We start from the raw sequence: 15,469 nt of genomic DNA on the forward strand, positions 1-15,469 counted from the left end.
TGCCGCAATCCGTGCGCCGTTTCGCGTGCGGCAGGACAGGCAGCCGCCTAGAATGAGATCCCTGATCGAGTCATTTGCCACAGCTCATGAACGCGCATCTTCCCTTGATGACTGGCCCCATACCCCTTCGCCGGAGCCCGGAATGAGCCTCTCCGTGCGTATCCTGGGCGCCAGCGGCGGCATCGGGCCGGGCCGCCGCACCACTTCCATCCTGATCGACCGGGACATCCTGATCGACGCCGGCAGCGGCGTGGGCGATCTCGAGCTCGAGGAACTGCAGGCCATTCGCCACGTCTTCCTGACGCACTCGCACCTCGACCACGTGGCATTCCTGCCACTGCTGATCGACACGGTATTCCGGGTGGATGCCCCCCCCGGTCACGGTGCACGCCCTGCCGGAGACCCTGGAAGCCCTGCAGCGCCACATCTTCAACTGGGTGATCTGGCCCGATTTCACTGCCCTGCCGTCGCCCGAGCAGCCGGCGCTGCGCTTTCGTCCGCTGGGTGCCGGCGAGCAGATGGACATCGACGGACGCTCCGTCACGGCCCTTCCCGCGATGCACACCGTCCCGGCGGTAGGGTATTCGGTGAGCCGGCCGGATGCCGGGGCCTTTGCGTTCAGCGGCGACACCACTTCGACCCGCGGTCTGTGGCAGACCCTGAATGCCCTGCCCCGCCTCGATCTGCTGATGATCGAAACCGGGCTGCCGGACGAGATGGACCATCTCGCCGGGGCCACCCGCCACTACACCCCGCTGCAGCTGGCGCGCGATCTCGACCATCTGCGGCATCGCCCGCGTATCGCGGTGACCCACCTCAAGCCGGGCTACGAACAGACCATCCGTGAACAGCTGGCCGCGCGCAACAATGGCGACATGATCGTTCTCGACGGCGACGAGCACTTCGAGCTGGCCGGCTGACCCTGGCCACCGAGCGCCGCTGCGTCCGGATTGGTCGCAAACCGGAGCTGTGGCATCCTTGGCGGATGCGACCCCTGATCCGACTCTTTTTCCGCGGCGTGCGCCTGGTTCTCACGCCCTTCATGCTCGTGGGCGAGAAGGTGACCCGCCCGCGCGGAATCCAGCGTGACCCCGAAGAACAGGCACGGGTGGACGAACAGACCCGCGCCCTCGCGCTCTACCACTTCCCCGCCTGTCCGTTCTGCATCAAGGCGCGCCGTGCCATGCAGCGCCTGTCACTGGACATCGAACTGCGCAATGCCCAGCCGGCCGGCGAACACCGCGAGACCCTGCAGACGGAAGGCGGCAAGCTGCAGGTCCCCTGCCTGCGGATCGAGGAAGGAGACGGCAGCGTGCGCTGGCTGTACGAGTCGGGCGCGATCATCGACTACCTCGAGTCGCGCTTTGATCCGGACCGGGCCGGAGCCGACCGCAATACCGAGGGCTCCTGAACCCGCAAATGACAGGGGGCGGCACGTGGCCGCCCCCTCGGGACCGGATCAGACCCGGAAGTGCCCCACCCGCTGCTGCTGTTCGGAAGCCAGCTTCGACAGCTCTTCCGAGGCATTCGCGATCTCGCGCGAGCCACTGGCCGTCTCGTCCAGCACCTGGGTGATGTTGGAGATGTTGCGGTTGATCTCCTCGGCCACCGAGGACTGTTCCTCGGCCGCGCTGGCGATCTGTGTATTCATCTCCGAGATGGTCGTCACCGACTGCGTGATCGACTCCAGCGACTCGCCCGCCTCGTTCACCTTCTCGCGGCTGGAATGCGCCCGGTTCTTGCCCTCTTCCATCGCCTGAACCGCCTCGCGCGTGCCGTTCTGGACGCGTTCGATCATGCCCTGGATCTCGTGGGTGGAGTCCTGGGTCCGGCTCGCCAGCGTGCGCACCTCGTCGGCCACCACCGCGAAGCCGCGGCCCTGCTCGCCGGCCCGGGCCGCCTCGATCGCCGCGTTAAGCGCCAGCAGATTGGTCTGATCGGCGATGTCCCCGATCACCTCCAGCACCTTGTTGATCTGCTCGGCGTCGGTCGACAGCCGCTCGATCACTTCGGCGGTGTTGTCCACCTGCGAGGTCAGATGGTTGATCGACTGCACCGTCTGCTGCACCAGCTCGCGCCCGGCGTTGGCATCCTTGTCGGTGGTCTGCGCCGCGGTGGCCGCATCCGAGGCGTTGCGCGCAACCTCGGCCACCGTCGCGGTCATCTCGTTCATCGCGGTGGCCACCTGGTCGACCTCGTCCTTCTGCCGCGTGACCTGACCGTTGGTCTGTTCGCTGGTCGCGGACAGCTCATTGGCCGCGGCCGCCACCTGATCGCCACCGGCTGCGACTTCCTTGACCAGGTCCTGGATCTTGCCCACGAAGCGGTTGAACGCCGCCGCCAGATCTCCCAGCTCGTTGTTGCCGTCGGCCTCGAGCCGGCGCGTCAGGTCTCCGTCGCCGGACGCGATGTCATCCAGACGCGTGACGGTCTGGCGCAGCGGCCGCACGATGCTGCGCGACAGCAGCCAGGCCAGCAGCAGACCAAGACCGATGGCGGCCACGCCCACCGCCACCACGGTGGTGGTGGCATTGCGGGCCATCGCCACGTAATCGCTGCGATCGACCATCAGCTCCAGCACGCCCACCGGCTCACCGGAGAAATCCTCCACAGGACGTCCGACCACGGCCATCGGGCGTCCGTCGTGGCGAACGTTGCGGATCATCTCCTCGCCGTCGAGGATGCGCCGCATCTCCTCCCGACTGAAGGTCGAATCGCCATTGATGGTTCCGGCAAAGACCTCGAAACCGGCATCACGATCGAGGTGTACCGCCACGGGTGATCCGGTTTCTTCGGTGAAGGACTCGAAGAAGGCGTCATCGAAGGCCATGCCGAATTCCAGCGAGCCGATGTGCTCGTTCTGGTAGGACACCGGCACCATCCCGCGGATCCCGATGCCGAACGGGCCTTCTTCCAGCCCGGTGATCGGCTGCCGATTGCGGTTCACCTCCAGGATCGTCTGGCGCACGTCCGACAGGTCGTCGCCGTAGTTGTCGGGACTGTGGGTACGCAGGAAGGAGGTCGCCGGCGGCGTATGGAAGTGATACTGGCGCACGTCGTGCTCGGCGCGCAGCTGGCCATATCCCGGCTCGGTCAGTTCCAGCAGGCGCTCACGATCCCCCTCGGCGAACGCCTGCTGAATCACCGGGATCTCGGCGATGGCCCGCGCCATCGACTCGCCCCGTTCGGCTTCCTGTTCCAGCTGGCGGATCAGCAGCCCGCTCAGGTCGTTCAGCTCCCGTTGCTCCGCGCGATCGGCCATCGTGCCGAGGCTGTTCATCACGACGACCAGCGTGAGCACCACGACCGCCACCACAACGATGGTGACGCCGCCCATCAAGCGCGTTCCGATACGGATATTCCTGAGCATGGCTTTCCCTCTTTTGGTGTTCCGGCATTCTGATCAATGCGCATTCCGCCGGGCCCTGCCCGGCCGGATGGCCAAATCAGCATACCCTCACATACTAACGGCGGCCGTCCGGAAACCTTGATCCGAATCGGCCGCCGTCACGAAAACCCATCCTCCGGCACGGGGCACAACACCCCGGCCGGCAGGACCCACGGTCAGACACGGAAGCGCCCGGTGCGCTCCTGCTGCGCCGAGGCCAGCTTCGACAGCTCCTCCGAGGCGTTGGCGATCTGCTGCGATCCGGCCACGGTCTCGTCCAGCACCTGAGTGATGTTGGAGACGTTGCGGTTGATCTCCTCGGCCACCGAGGACTGCTCTTCGGCCGCGCTGGCGATCTGCGTGTTCATGTCCGAGATGCTGCTGATGGACTGCGTGATCGACTGCAGCGACTGCCCCGCATCGTTGACCTGTTCCACGCTGGAATGCGCCTGTCGACGGCCGTCCTCCATGGCCTTCACCGCGTCGCGCGTGCCGTTCTGCACCCGCTCGATCATCCCCTGGATCTCCTGGGTCGAATCCTGGGTCCGGCTCGCCAGGGTCCGCACCTCGTCGGCCACCACCGCGAAGCCGCGGCCCTGCTCGCCGGCCCGCGCCGCCTCGATGGCCGCGTTCAGCGCCAGCAGGTTGGTCTGATCGGCGATGTCCCCGATCACCTCCAGCACCTTGTTGATCTCCTCGGCATCGGTCGACAGCCGCTCGATCACCTGCGCGGTGTTCTCCACCTGGGTGGACAGGGTGTTGATCGCACTGACGGTCTGTTCCACCAGCTCCCGACCGTGGGTCGCATCCTTGTCCGTGCTCTGTGCGGCTTCCGCCGCCTCGGTGGCGTTGCGGGCGACCTCGGCCACGGTCGCGGTCATCTCGTTCATGGCCGTGGCGACCTGGTCGATCTCGGATTGCTGGCGGCCGACCTGTTCGTTGGTCTGCTCGCTGGTCGCGGACAGCTCGTTGGCTGCGGCCGCCACCTGGTCGCCGCCGGCGGCAACTTCCTTCACCAGCTCGTGGATCTTGCCCACAAAACGGTTGAACGCCGCCGCCAGATCCCCCAGCTCGTTGTTGCCGTCGGCCTCCAGCCGGCGCGTCAGGTCCCCGTCGCCGGACGCGATGTCGTCCAGACGCTCGACCGTATCGCGCAGCGGCCGCACGATACTGCGCGACAGCAGCCAGGCCAGCAGGAGGCCAAGACCGATGGCGACCACGCCCACGCCCACCACGGTAGCCGTGGCATTGCGGGCCATCGCCACGTAATCGCTGCGATCGACCATCAGCTCCAGCACGCCCACCGGCTCGCCGGAGAAGTCTTCCACCGGACGCCCGACCACCGCCATCGGACGACCGTCGTGCTCGGTCCGGCGCACCAGTTCCTCGCCGCCGGCAATCCGCTCCATTTCGTCACGGCTGAAGGTGGAGTCGCCGTTGATGGTGCTGCCGAACGCCTCGAAGGTCCCGTCGCGCTGCAGGTAGAGGGCCACCGGGGCTTCCGTATCCGCCGTGAAGTCCTCGAAGAAGGCATCGTCGAAGGCCATGCCGAATTCCAGCGACCCGATATGTTCACCCTCGTGGGAGACCGGGACGATGCCGCGGATGCCCAGGCCGGCCACCCCTTCCTCGAGCCCGGAGATCGGCCGGCGGTCGCGGTTGGTATCGACCACGGTCTGGCGGAACCCGGAGAGGTCATCGTCGTAGCGATCCGGACGGTGTGCCCGCAGGAAGGACGTCGCCGGCGGCGTATGGAACTGATACTGGCGTACGCCGTATTCCTCGTAGAGGTGATCGAAACCCGGTACGGTCATCGCATGCAGCTGTTCGCGGTCCCGCCGGGCGAAGGCCTGTTGCACGTCCGGAATGGCGGCCACGGCCTGCGCCATCGCGGTCCCGCGATCGGCTTCCTGATCGAGCTGCCGGATCAGCAGTTCACTCAGGTCATTGAGTTCACGCTGTTCCGCACGGTCCGCCATGTTGCCGAGGCTGTTCATCACCACCACCAGCGTGAGCACCACGACCGCGACCACCACGAGGGTGACGCCGCCCATCAGGCGGGTTCCGATCCGGATATTCCTGAGCATCTCTCTCTCCCTTGAAGCTTTCTTCGCGCCCGGAGTTACGGGCGCCGTTCTGCGAGTCTCTCGCTCCCGCTAGCGGCCGGCAGCGGCCTGACTTGAGCCGCGCGGGTCACGCTCCCTCCCCCCGCTTTCAGCCCACGTGCCGCAGCAGCAACGGCTCGGCGAGCGCATACACCGCGAGGCTGACCAGCACGATGGCGACCACCGACAGCAGGGCCCCGCCGCGGATCATGTCCACCACGCGCAGGCGATTGGAGGCAAACACGATGGCGTTGGGCGGCGTGGCCACTGGCAACATGAACGCGACCGACGCGGCGAACGCCACCGGCAGGGTCATCAGCCCCACCGGCACGTCCATGCGCAGCGCGAGCGCGGCCACCAGTGGCAGCAGGGTGGCGGCGGTGGCCGTATTGCTGGTCACGTGGCTGAGGGTCATGGTGACCAGCACCACCCCCGCGATCACCAGCAGCAGCGGCCACGCCTGCGCGCCCATCAGCGCCTCTGCGGTCAGTTCCGCCAGGCCCGAGGATTCGATGGCGGAACCGAGACTCAGACCACCCCCGACCAGCAGCAGCACCCCCCAGGGCAGCTCCCGCGTGTTGTCCCAGCACAGCAGCCGCCGCTGACCCGAGGCCCCGGAAGGGATCAGGAACAGCAGCCCGGCCCCGAGGATCGCGATCCCGGCGTCCGTCAGTTCCAGCGGCAGCCACGCCTCCAGCAGGGGACGAAACATCCAGGCCAGCGCCACCACCAGGAACACCGCCGCCACGCGCAACTCCGCATGGCTCCACGGCCCCAGATCGCCTACCTGCTCCTGCAGCATGCGGTCGAGCCCGTTGAGGCGAATGCGATGCACCGGGAACACCCAGCGGGTCAGCAGGAACCAGGCAATGACCAGCAGGGTCAGCGACAACGGCAGGCCCAGCAGCATCCAGTCGATGAAACCGATCCCGAGCTCGTAGCGGTCATTGAGAAACGCGACGGTCAGCGCATTGGGCGGGGAACCGATGATGGTGGCCATGCCGCCGATGTTGGCCGCGAAAGCGATGCCCAGCAGCAGCGCCAGGGCCGGACTGCGGCTGTCCGGCGCCATGCCCTGCAGGCCCTGGCCCCCGTCGCGCTCCATCAGCCCCAGCACCGACAGCGCGATCGGCAACATCAGGGCCGCGGTGGCGGTATTGCTGACCCACATCGACAACCCGGCGGTGGCCAGCATGAAGGCGCCCACCAGGGTGTGCAGCCCGCGGCCGGAACGCGACAGGATCGCCAGCGCCAGCCGCTGGTGCAGACCCCAGCGCTGCACCGCCAGGGCGATCGCGAAACCGCCCATGAACAGGAAGATGGTGGGGTTGGCGTAGGGTGCGGTAGCCTCGTCCATCGCCACCACGCCGGTCAGTGGCAGCAACGCGATGGGCAGCAGGGCCGTGACCGGGATGGGCAGCGCCTCGCTGATCCACCACACGGCCATGAACAGGGTCAGGCCCAGGACCCGCCAGGCCTCCGGGGAGAAGGCCTCCGGCGGCGGGACCAGCAGAAAGGCCACGAAAACCAGCGGCCCGAGAAACAGACCGATGCGCGCACGCAGCGCGCTTCCGGCGGGGGATTCGCCGTGATCCTGTCCGGGGCCGCCCCCGGCGCCCGGCGGCGGCGTTCGCTCCCCCTCCCCGGTCGTCTCCTGCATGCGTCAGTCCGCCGCGCGCACCAGGAATTCCATCAATGCCTTCTGCGCATGCAGGCGGTTTTCCGCTTCGTCCCACACCACGCTCTGCGGGCCTTCCAGCACGTCGGTGGCCACCTCTTCCTCGCGATGCGCCGGCAGGCAGTGCATGAACAGGGCATCCGGCTGCGCGCGATCCATCAGGGCCTGATCCACGAAGAACCCGGCAAACGCCTGGCGCCGCGCGCTCTTCTCCTGTTCCTGGCCCATGCTCGCCCACACGTCGGTCACCACCAGATCCGCACCCGCGGCCGCCTCGCCGGCATCGCGGGTCACGGTCACGTGATCGCGGGTCGCCTCCAGCACGGAGGATTCGGGTTCGTAGTCTTCGGGGCAGGCCGCCATCAGCTCGAAGTCCAGCAGATGCGCGGCATACATGTAGCTGTGGCACATGTTGTTGCCGTCGCCGATCCAGGCCACGCGCTTGCCGCGGATGTCGCCACGGTATTCGAAGAAGGTCTGCAGATCCGCCAACAGCTGCGCCGGATGCTCCAGATCGGTCAGCCCGTTGATCACCGGCACTGACGAGTGCCGCGCGAACAGCTCCACCTTTTCGTGCTCGTAGGTGCGGATCATCACGCAGTCCACCATGCGCGAGAGGACCCGTGCGGTGTCCTCGATGGGCTCGCCCCGCCCGAGCTGGGTATCCCGCGGCGACAGAAACAGCGCGTTGCCGCCGAGCTGCTGCATGCCCACCTCGAAGGACACCCGGGTGCGGGTCGACGACTTCTCGAAGATCATTCCGAGGGTCTTGCCCCGCAGCAGGTCGTCATGGTGTTCGCCCGCCTTCAGCTGGCGTTTCAGCTCGATCGCGCGGTGCAGCACCGCGCGCGTCTCTTCGGCGGACAGATCGAGAAAGGAAAGAAAATGGCGCGGATTCATGCAGAAGCCTCCCTGGTGGCCCCGGATGCCAGAAACGCATCCACCCGGTCGGCCACGCCGTTCGCGATCTGCGTGACCTGTTCGTCGTCAATGATCAACGGCGGCAGCAACCGGATCACCCGCTCCGCCGTCACGTTCAGGATCAGCCCGGCCTCCAGCGCCTGTCCCACCAGCTCGCCGGCCGGCCGATCCAGCTCGATCCCCAGCATCAGGCCGCGGCCGCGGATCTCCACGACCTCCGGCCGATGGCCCAGGCGATCCTCCAGCTGCCGGCGCAGTGCCCGCCCCTGGCGTTCGGCCTGCTCGCACAGGGCCTCCTCCTGCATCACGTCCAGCACCGCCAGCGCCGCGCGCGACACCAGCGGACCGCCGCCGAAGGTGGTGCCGTGCATCCCCGGCCGGAACAGGTCGCGGGCCGCCCCCGCCACCAGATTCGCCCCGATGGGAATGCCGTTGCCCAGCCCCTTGGCCAGGCTCAGCACGTCCGGGGTGATGCCTTCATGCTGGAACGCGAACCACTGGCCGGTACGACCGATGCCGGCCTGGATCTCGTCCAGCATCAGCAGCCAGCCGCTGGCATCGGCGATCTCCCGCAGGCGGCGCAGGTAGCCGTCGGGGGGAATGCGGATCCCGCCCTCGCCGGTGACCGGCTCGACCAGAATGGCCACGATGTCTTCCTGCCCGGCCAGTGCCGCCACCGCGTCCGCATCGCCGTAGGGCACATGCTCGAACCCCTCGACCAGCGGCTCGAACCCGGCCTGGATCTTCGCATTGCCGGTGGCGGACAGGGTCGCCATGGTGCGCCCGTGGAAGCTCCCGTCCATCACGATCACGCGCGGGCGCTCGATGCCCTTCGCCCGCCCGTGCAACCGCGCCAGCTTGATCGCGGCCTCGTTGGCTTCGGCGCCGGAGTTGCAGAAGAACGCGCGATCCATCCCCGCGAGCGAGCACAGCCGCCGGGCCAGCGTCTCCTGCAGCGGGACGCGGTAGAGGTTGGAGGTGTGCACCAGGGTGGAGGCCTGATCACAGACCGCACTGGCCACCCGCGGATGCGCATGCCCCAGGCCGCAGACCGCAATCCCCGACAGCGCATCCAGATAGCGCCGGCCCTCGGTGTCCCACAACCAGGCACCCTCGCCGCGCTCGAAGGCGACCGGCAGGCGATTGTAGGTCTGCTGCAGGAAATCGTTCATGTTCCGTTCTCCAAACGCGAAAGCCGGCGGTGGTGCCGCCGGCTTCCGGAATGCGGGTCGGACACCCGGCGCGGAACCCTCTTGCGGGAACCCGCCGGGCTCGTCGCCGATCTTACTGCATCTGCCGGGCGACGAAGTCCCAGTTCACCACGCTCCAGAAGTTCTCGAGGTACTTCGGGCGCGCATTGCGATAATCGATGTAGTAGGCATGCTCCCACACGTCGCAGGTCAGCAGCGGGGTCTGGCCGTCGCGCATCGGGTTCGCGGCGTTCGAGGTATTGACGATCTCCAGCGAGCCGTCGCCGTTCTGCACCAGCCAGGTCCAGCCGGAACCGAAGTTGCCGACCGCCATCTCGTTGAACTTCTCCTTGAAGGCGTCGAACGAACCGAAGGCGCTGTTGATGGCGTCCGCCAGCTTGCCGGAGGGCTCGCCACCGGCATTCGGGCCCATGCAGTTGAAGTAGAAGGTGTGGTTCCAGACCTGGGCGCCGTTGTTGAAGATGCCGCCGGCCGGGGCCTTCTTGATGATGTCCTCCAGCGAGGCGTTCTCGAACTCGGAGCCCGGCAGCAGGCCGTTGAGCTTGGTCACGTAGGTCGCGTGGTGCTTGTCGTGATGGTATTCCAGCGTCTCGGCGGAGATGTGGGGCTCCAGTGCGTCCTTCGCGTACGGCAGATCGGGCAGTTCGTAGGTCATGGGACCTCCTTCTTCGCGTTCGTTCGTTATTCGTGGTGATGTCTCGCGGGGACCGCCCCTTCACGGGCGATCCCGAACCCGCTAACGATAGTCACCTTGGGCGGGCGATGCAATTCCCGAGTACAACACTCGACCTTTGGCGGGCCGCGGGTGCGGGCATCGTGATACCTTTTCTTCGTAACGTAACATCGCCGTGCTGGACTGGGCGGATTCCGTGATGTGCCCGTCCCCGATGCAGGATACCGACGTGGAAGCCAACGACCGTTTTCTCAACCGTGAACTCTCGCTGCTGGAATTCAACCGCCGGGTGCTGGAACTCGCGCGGGAACCCGGCTTTCCTCTGCTGGAACGCCTGCGTTATCTCAGCATCTCCTCGACCAATCTCGACGAGTTCTTCGAGGTCCGCGTCGGTTCGCTGCTGCAGCAGGTCGAACTGAACGTCAGCGCGCCCGGACCCGACGGCCTGTCCGCGCAGGAACAGCTGCGCCGCATCAGCCCGGCCGCGCACCAGCTGGTGGACGAGCAGTACGCGATCCTCAACGACGAACTGATCCCGGCGCTGGCCGCCGAGGGCATCCACTTCGTGCGCCGTACCCACTGGACACCGGAGCAGCAGGCATGGGTGCGGGACTACTTCCGCGAGCAGCTGCAGCCGGTGCTCACGCCCATCGGCCTGGACCCGGCCCATCCGTTCCCGCGCATCCTCAACAAGAGCCTCAACTTCATCGTGACCCTGCAGGGCAAGGACGCCTTCGGCCGCGAATCCGGCCGCGCGGTGGTGCAGGCCCCGCGCTCGCTCCCGCGTCTGGTGCGCCTGCCGCCGGAGGTCGCCTCCGGCGACAACGACTTCGTACTGCTCTCCTCCATCCTGCACGCCCATGTCGGCGAGCTGTTCCGCGGCATGCAGGCCACCGGCTGCTACCAGTTCCGGCTCACCCGCAACTCCGACCTGTTCGTGCAGGAAGAAGAGATCGACGACCTGCTCAACGCGCTGGAGGGCGAGCTGCCGCAGCGCAACTACGGCGCCGCGGTGCGCCTGGAGGTCGCGGACAACTGCCCCGAGGAGGTTGCCCGTTTCCTGCTGCAGCAGTTCAACCTGACGGACGAGGCCCTCTACCAGGTCACCGGCCTGGTCAACCTCAATCGCCTGATGGCGGTCCACGATCTGGTCGACCGCCCGGATCTCAAGTTCCCGCCGTTCGTGCCCGCGCTGCCGCGCCCGCACGTGGGCGCCGAACAGATCTTCCACTGCGTGCGCGAACACGACCTGCTGCTGCACCACCCCTACGAGTCGTTCATGCCGGTGGTGGAGTTCCTGCGCCAGGCCGCCAGCGACCCGGACGTGCTGGCGATCAAGCAGACCCTGTACCGCACCGGCACCCGCTCGCCACTGGTCGAGACCCTGATCGAGGCCGCGCGCAACGGCAAGGAAGTCACCGTGGTGATCGAGCTGCGGGCGCGTTTCGACGAGGCCGCCAACATCGAGCTGGCCAACCGCATGCAGGACGAAGGCGTGCACGTGACCTATGGCGTGGTCGGCTACAAGACCCACGCCAAACTGGCGCTGGTGGTGCGCCGTGACGAGAACGGCATCAACCGCTATGCCCACCTGGGCACCGGCAACTACCACTCCGGCACCGCCAAGGCGTACACCGACTACGGCCTGATGACCGCCGATCCGGTGATCACCGAGGACGTCCACCGGGTATTCCAGCAGCTGACCGGGCTGGGCCAGGTGTCCCGCCTGCGGCGGCTTATCCAGGCGCCCTTCCGGCTGCACGACGCGATGCTGGAGAAGATCCGCCGCGAGGCCGAACATGCCCGCGCCGGACGCCCGGCACGCATCGTCGCGCGCATGAACTCGCTCAACGAGGCGGCGATCATCGAGGCGCTGTACGAGGCCTCGCAGGCCGGTGTGCGCATCGAGCTGATCGTGCGCGGGATCTGCGCCCTGCGCCCCGGGGTGGAAGGACTGTCGGAGAACATCGAGGTACGCTCGGTGCTGGGGCGCTTCCTCGAACACTCGCGGGTGTTCTGGTTCGGCAACGACGGCGAACCGGAGCTGTACCTGTCCAGCGCCGACTGGATGCCGCGCAACTTCTTCCGCCGCGTCGAGGTCGCGTTCCCGGTGGAGGATCCGGACATGCGCGAGCGCGTGGCGCAGGAGTCGCTGTTCGCCTATCTGCGGGATACCGCCACGGCCTGGCGCCTGCTGCCGGACGGTCGCTACCAGCGCGTGACCCCGGCGGATGGCGAAGCGCCGTGGTCGGCGCAGCAGTGGCTGCTGGACACGCTCTCGGGGACCCAGACCACCAGCGGGTAACCCCCGGGCGCGCAGCGCCGACCCGAACCCGGTCAGGCGAAGGCCAGGCGAACCCCGACCCGTTTGAGTTCCGCAGCCTCGGCCTCCAGATCGGCGCGGGTCAGGGGGTGCGCGTCCAGCCAGCCGTCGGCGAAGATCAGTTCCAGGCCCGCCGTGCGCGGGCATACCGCTTCCAGCGGCAGCGGATCGTCGGTGCGCGGACGGTGCAGCAGCACCGCCAGCCGCAGCAGCACCACGAGATGACGAAACCCTTCGTCGTCCCCGGGACGCGGGTCCTTCAGCAGCGAGGGCTTGAGCTTGCGCCGATGCAGCCGCGCCAGTCGCGCCAGCTCCTGCTGTTCCGGCCGCGAGAACCCGGGCAGATCGGCCCAGTCGAGGATGTATTCCCCGTGCTTGTGGTATTTCGCGTGCGACAGTGCCAGGCCGATCTCGTGCAGCTCCGCGGCCCAGCTGAGACGATCGCGGTCGTCCGACCCGAGCTGCCAGTCCCCGGCCACCTGATCGGCCAGCCAGTCGGCGGTGGCCTGCACGCGCCGCGCCTGTTCCGCATCCACCGCGAAGCGCTCGCGCAGGTGATGGATGGTACGTCCGCGCACGTCCTCGTGGCGGATCCGGCCCAGCAGGTCGTGCACCACGCCCTCGCGCAGCGCACCGTCCGAGGGATGCAGACGCTCGATCCCCAGCGCGCGAAAGGCCCCGATCAGGACCGCCAGCCCGCCGGCAATCACCGGTCGGCGGTCCTCGTTGAGCCCCGGGAGGTCGTCCAGATCCGCGCTGCGCTTCTTGCGGATCATGCGCTCGCGCAGGGCCTCCAGCGAGGCCAGCGTGAGCCCCGGTTCGGGATCCAGCTCCAGTCCCTCGACGATCCGGCTGAGGGCCAGGATGGTCCCGGACGATCCGAGGGCCTGCGCCCAGCCGAGCCGGCGATAGGTCCCGACCAGCGGCTGCAGCTCGCGTCCGGCCTGCAGCTCCGCGGCTTCAAACGCACGCCGGGTCAGGCGCCCGCGCGGGAAAAACCGGCGGGTGAAGCTGACACAGCCCATCTCCAGGCTCTCGGCTCGCTCGGTCTCGAAACGCGCCCCGATGATGAACTCGGTGCTACCGCCGCCGATGTCGATCACCAGACGCCGCTCGCCCTCGTCCGCGAGGGTATGGGCGACCCCGAGGTAGACCAGGCGGGCCTCCTCGCGCCCGCCGATGATCTCCACCGGATGACCCAGCGCCGCCTCGGCGCGCTGCAGGAAACGATCGGCATTGCGCAGCTGGCGCAGGGTATTGGTACCCACCGCGCGCACGCTGCCGGGCGGCAGCCCGCGCAGGCGCTGGCCGAAGCGTTCGAGGCAGGCGATGGCGCGTTCGGCCACCGCCGGGTCCAGCCCGCCACGGGCATCCAGCCCGCTGGCGAGCCGCACCATGTCCTTCAGCCGGTCCTGCATCAGGACCTCGCTGCCCTGACGCCGCGCCACGATCATGTGAAAGCTGTTGGAACCCAGGTCCACCGCCGCGACGGTCTCGACCTCCCCGGGCTGGCCAGCCTGCCCCTCGTTCGTCATGGTCAGGCCCCGCCGAGGCGTTCCAGCACCCCGCGCGGCAGGTGCCACACCAGATGCAGCGGGCCGGGCAGATGGCCGCCCAGGCCGCAGGCATCGCCCTTGCCCATGGCCACCGGTGCCGCGCCGCCGGACAGCCCGAGAAGGCGGCCGGCGAGCCGCGACAGATCCGGCTCGTGCCCGACCAGCACGATGCTGCCGCCATCCTTCTCCGTCTGCAGCCGCTCCTGCAGCTCGGGGCCCACCAGCTGCCCCGGGCGCAGGCAGTCCACGGTTTCCGCCTCGCAGGCCAGGGCCCGCGCCAGCGGCGCGGCTGTCTGCGCCGCGCGGTGCCAGGGGCTGACCCAGACCCGCGCCGGCTCCGCCAGCAGCGGCACCAGTGCACGGGCCATGGCCGCCGCGCTCGCTTCACCCTCACGGGTCAGGGGACGATCGCGGTCGGGGCCGTCGAATGCCGACGGATCCTCGGACTGGGCGTGGCGCAGCAATACCAGATCGGGGCGCTTCACGGGATCAGGCCTCCGGGTCCGGGCGCAGCATCAGCAGCGAATACCAGCCGTCGCCGGCCAGCCACTCGCGATCCCGCAGCAAACCGCTGCCGGCAAGCAGCCGGTCGATCATCGTCGCGTCGAACTTGCGCGAGATCTCGGTGCGGATCACTTCGCCCGCGGTCAGCTCCAGGGTGGTGTCGAACGCGTCCACCCGCACCTGCTGCGGGGCCTGCGCCACCAGATGCATCTCGATGCGCGAGGCCTGATGATTGAACGGCGCGCGGTGCACGAAACCGCGCTCGTCGAAATCGGCCCCCAGCTCGCGGTTGAGCACCGACAGCAGGTTCAGATTGAAGGCCGCGGTGACCCCTGCCGCATCGTCATAGGCCGCCTCCAGCACGTCCACCGGCTTGACCCGGTCCAGGCCCAGCAGCAGGTGATCGTCCGGCCCCATGGTCCGGCGGATCGTCTGCAGCAGCGCGATCGCCTCGGCATCCTCGAAGTTCCCTAGGCTGCTGCCGAGAAAGGTGAACAGACGAGCCTCGCCGTGACCGCTCTCCGCCTCGTCATCGGTCAGGGCCTCCAGGGCAGCGATGTAATCACCCGCCAGCGCCCGGATGCTCAGCTGCGGGAAGCGCTCCACCAGCCGCGCACCGGCCTCGTCGAGGATCTCCGGACACACGTCGTTGGCGACGTAATGCGCCCGCTCGCCGGCCGCGCGTTCCAGTGGCGCGAGCAGGTATTCGGTCTTGCGCGAGGTGCCGCTGCCCAGCTCCACCAGCGTGGACGCCCCGGCCGCCGCGATGATCGCCTCGGCGTTGCGCTCCAGCAGCGAGGCCTCCAGACGGGTGGGATAGTATTCCGGGGTATCGCAGATGGCGTCGAACAGCGCCGAACCACGGGCATCGTAGAAATACTTGGGCGGCAGGCTGCGCGGGGGTTCCAGCATCCCGGCACGGAAGTCGGCGAGCAGTTCGGCGTGCGCGTCGCGAACCTCGACGGTGCGGCGGGAATAGCGCTCGGGAATGCGCTCGGCGGGAGATGCGGCCATCGGGGGTTCCGTCGTCCTGGGTTTTCCGGCACGCTAGCATGAAAACCGCGACGGCTCCCAGCACCGGAGTGCTTCGCCGGGACTTTCTCCGAACCA

The 15,469-nt window shown here is 68.0% G+C and carries 11 protein-coding genes and 1 pseudogene; 3 read left to right on the forward strand and 9 right to left on the reverse strand.

Going from position 1 to position 15,469, the window contains the following annotated elements:
- The first annotated feature begins 142 nt into the window (after positions 1-142).
- Together F787_RS15685 and F787_RS0111645 are read left to right on the forward strand one after the other, a co-directional pair.
- A pseudogene (locus tag F787_RS15685) lies at positions 143-920 on the forward strand (MBL fold metallo-hydrolase).
- 65 nt (positions 921-985) lie between these two features.
- On the forward strand, positions 986-1,411 hold the full coding sequence (locus tag F787_RS0111645; RefSeq protein ID WP_018870434.1) for a glutathione S-transferase N-terminal domain-containing protein: 426 nt from the start codon (positions 986-988) through the stop codon (positions 1,409-1,411).
- A gap of 48 nt (positions 1,412-1,459) precedes the next feature.
- Here the strand turns inward: F787_RS0111645 and F787_RS0111650 are convergent, their stop codons facing one another.
- The 6 genes from F787_RS0111650 to F787_RS0111675 all read right to left on the reverse strand — a co-directional run bounded on the left by F787_RS0111650 (position 1,460) and on the right by F787_RS0111675 (position 9,958).
- On the reverse strand, positions 1,460-3,370 hold the full coding sequence (locus F787_RS0111650) for a methyl-accepting chemotaxis protein (RefSeq protein ID WP_028492292.1): 1,911 nt from the start codon (positions 3,368-3,370) through the stop codon (positions 1,460-1,462).
- Positions 3,371-3,564: 194 nt separating this feature from the next.
- The gene (locus F787_RS0111655; protein WP_018870436.1) at positions 3,565-5,475 is read right to left on the reverse strand and encodes a methyl-accepting chemotaxis protein; all 1,911 of its coding nucleotides are present in this window, start codon (positions 5,473-5,475) and stop codon (positions 3,565-3,567) included.
- A 127-nt stretch (positions 5,476-5,602) separates the two neighbouring features.
- The gene (locus tag F787_RS0111660) at positions 5,603-7,153 is read right to left on the reverse strand and encodes an SLC13 family permease (protein WP_028492293.1); all 1,551 of its coding nucleotides are present in this window, start codon (positions 7,151-7,153) and stop codon (positions 5,603-5,605) included.
- 3 nt (positions 7,154-7,156) lie between these two features.
- On the reverse strand, positions 7,157-8,071 hold the full coding sequence (gene argF / locus F787_RS0111665; RefSeq protein ID WP_018945616.1) for an ornithine carbamoyltransferase: 915 nt from the start codon (positions 8,069-8,071) through the stop codon (positions 7,157-7,159).
- Positions 8,068-9,264 (reverse strand): acetylornithine transaminase, encoded by a 1,197-nt coding sequence (locus F787_RS0111670; RefSeq protein WP_028492294.1) that lies wholly within the window; start codon positions 9,262-9,264, stop codon positions 8,068-8,070. Before F787_RS0111670 ends, argF begins: the two co-directional genes overlap by 4 nt.
- Before the next feature lie 112 nt (positions 9,265-9,376).
- Positions 9,377-9,958 (reverse strand): superoxide dismutase, encoded by a 582-nt coding sequence (locus tag F787_RS0111675; RefSeq protein ID WP_018870440.1) that lies wholly within the window; start codon positions 9,956-9,958, stop codon positions 9,377-9,379.
- A 232-nt stretch (positions 9,959-10,190) separates the two neighbouring features.
- Here F787_RS0111675 and ppk1 point away from each other — a divergent pair, with 232 nt between their 5' ends.
- Positions 10,191-12,281, forward strand: a complete 2,091-nt coding sequence (gene ppk1, locus F787_RS0111680; RefSeq protein WP_028492295.1) for a polyphosphate kinase 1 — start codon at positions 10,191-10,193, stop codon at positions 12,279-12,281.
- A 32-nt stretch (positions 12,282-12,313) separates the two neighbouring features.
- Here ppk1 and F787_RS0111685 read toward each other — a convergent pair whose 3' ends face one another.
- From F787_RS0111685 to egtD, 3 genes are read right to left on the reverse strand one after another with little or no spacing between them, the layout of a single operon-like run.
- A complete protein-coding gene (locus tag F787_RS0111685; RefSeq protein ID WP_028492296.1) occupies positions 12,314-13,834 on the reverse strand; it encodes a Ppx/GppA phosphatase family protein in 1,521 nt (506 codons plus the stop codon).
- 2 nt (positions 13,835-13,836) lie between these two features.
- Complete coding sequence (locus tag F787_RS0111690) at positions 13,837-14,340, reverse strand: histidine phosphatase family protein (protein WP_018870443.1); 504 nt, start codon at positions 14,338-14,340, stop codon at positions 13,837-13,839.
- 4 nt (positions 14,341-14,344) lie between these two features.
- Positions 14,345-15,373: an L-histidine N(alpha)-methyltransferase gene (gene egtD, locus F787_RS0111695; RefSeq protein ID WP_018870444.1), complete on the reverse strand. Its 1,029-nt coding sequence runs from the start codon at positions 15,371-15,373 to the stop codon at positions 14,345-14,347.
- Between the last annotated feature and the right edge of the window lie 96 nt (positions 15,374-15,469).

The organism is Thioalkalivibrio sp. ALE19 (assembly GCF_000428605.1).
GTDB lineage: Bacteria > Pseudomonadota > Gammaproteobacteria > Ectothiorhodospirales > Ectothiorhodospiraceae > Thioalkalivibrio.

What these genes read in the sequence shown, in the direction of transcription:
- F787_RS0111645 (WP_018870434.1), top strand. Translation starts at nt 986, where the DNA reads ATGCGACCCCTGATCCGACTCTTTTTCCGCGGCGTGCGCCTGGTTCTC.
- F787_RS0111650 (WP_028492292.1), bottom strand. Translation starts at nt 3,370, where the DNA reads ATGCTCAGGAATATCCGTATCGGAACGCGCTTGATGGGCGGCGTCACC.
- F787_RS0111655 (WP_018870436.1), bottom strand. Translation starts at nt 5,475, where the DNA reads ATGCTCAGGAATATCCGGATCGGAACCCGCCTGATGGGCGGCGTCACC.
- F787_RS0111660 (WP_028492293.1), bottom strand. Translation starts at nt 7,153, where the DNA reads ATGCAGGAGACGACCGGGGAGGGGGAGCGAACGCCGCCGCCGGGCGCC.
- argF (WP_018945616.1), bottom strand. Translation starts at nt 8,071, where the DNA reads ATGAATCCGCGCCATTTTCTTTCCTTTCTCGATCTGTCCGCCGAAGAG.
- F787_RS0111670 (WP_028492294.1), bottom strand. Translation starts at nt 9,264, where the DNA reads ATGAACGATTTCCTGCAGCAGACCTACAATCGCCTGCCGGTCGCCTTC.
- F787_RS0111675 (WP_018870440.1), bottom strand. Translation starts at nt 9,958, where the DNA reads ATGACCTACGAACTGCCCGATCTGCCGTACGCGAAGGACGCACTGGAG.
- ppk1 (WP_028492295.1), top strand. Translation starts at nt 10,191, where the DNA reads ATGCAGGATACCGACGTGGAAGCCAACGACCGTTTTCTCAACCGTGAA.
- F787_RS0111685 (WP_028492296.1), bottom strand. Translation starts at nt 13,834, where the DNA reads ATGACGAACGAGGGGCAGGCTGGCCAGCCCGGGGAGGTCGAGACCGTC.
- egtD (WP_018870444.1), bottom strand. Translation starts at nt 15,373, where the DNA reads ATGGCCGCATCTCCCGCCGAGCGCATTCCCGAGCGCTATTCCCGCCGC.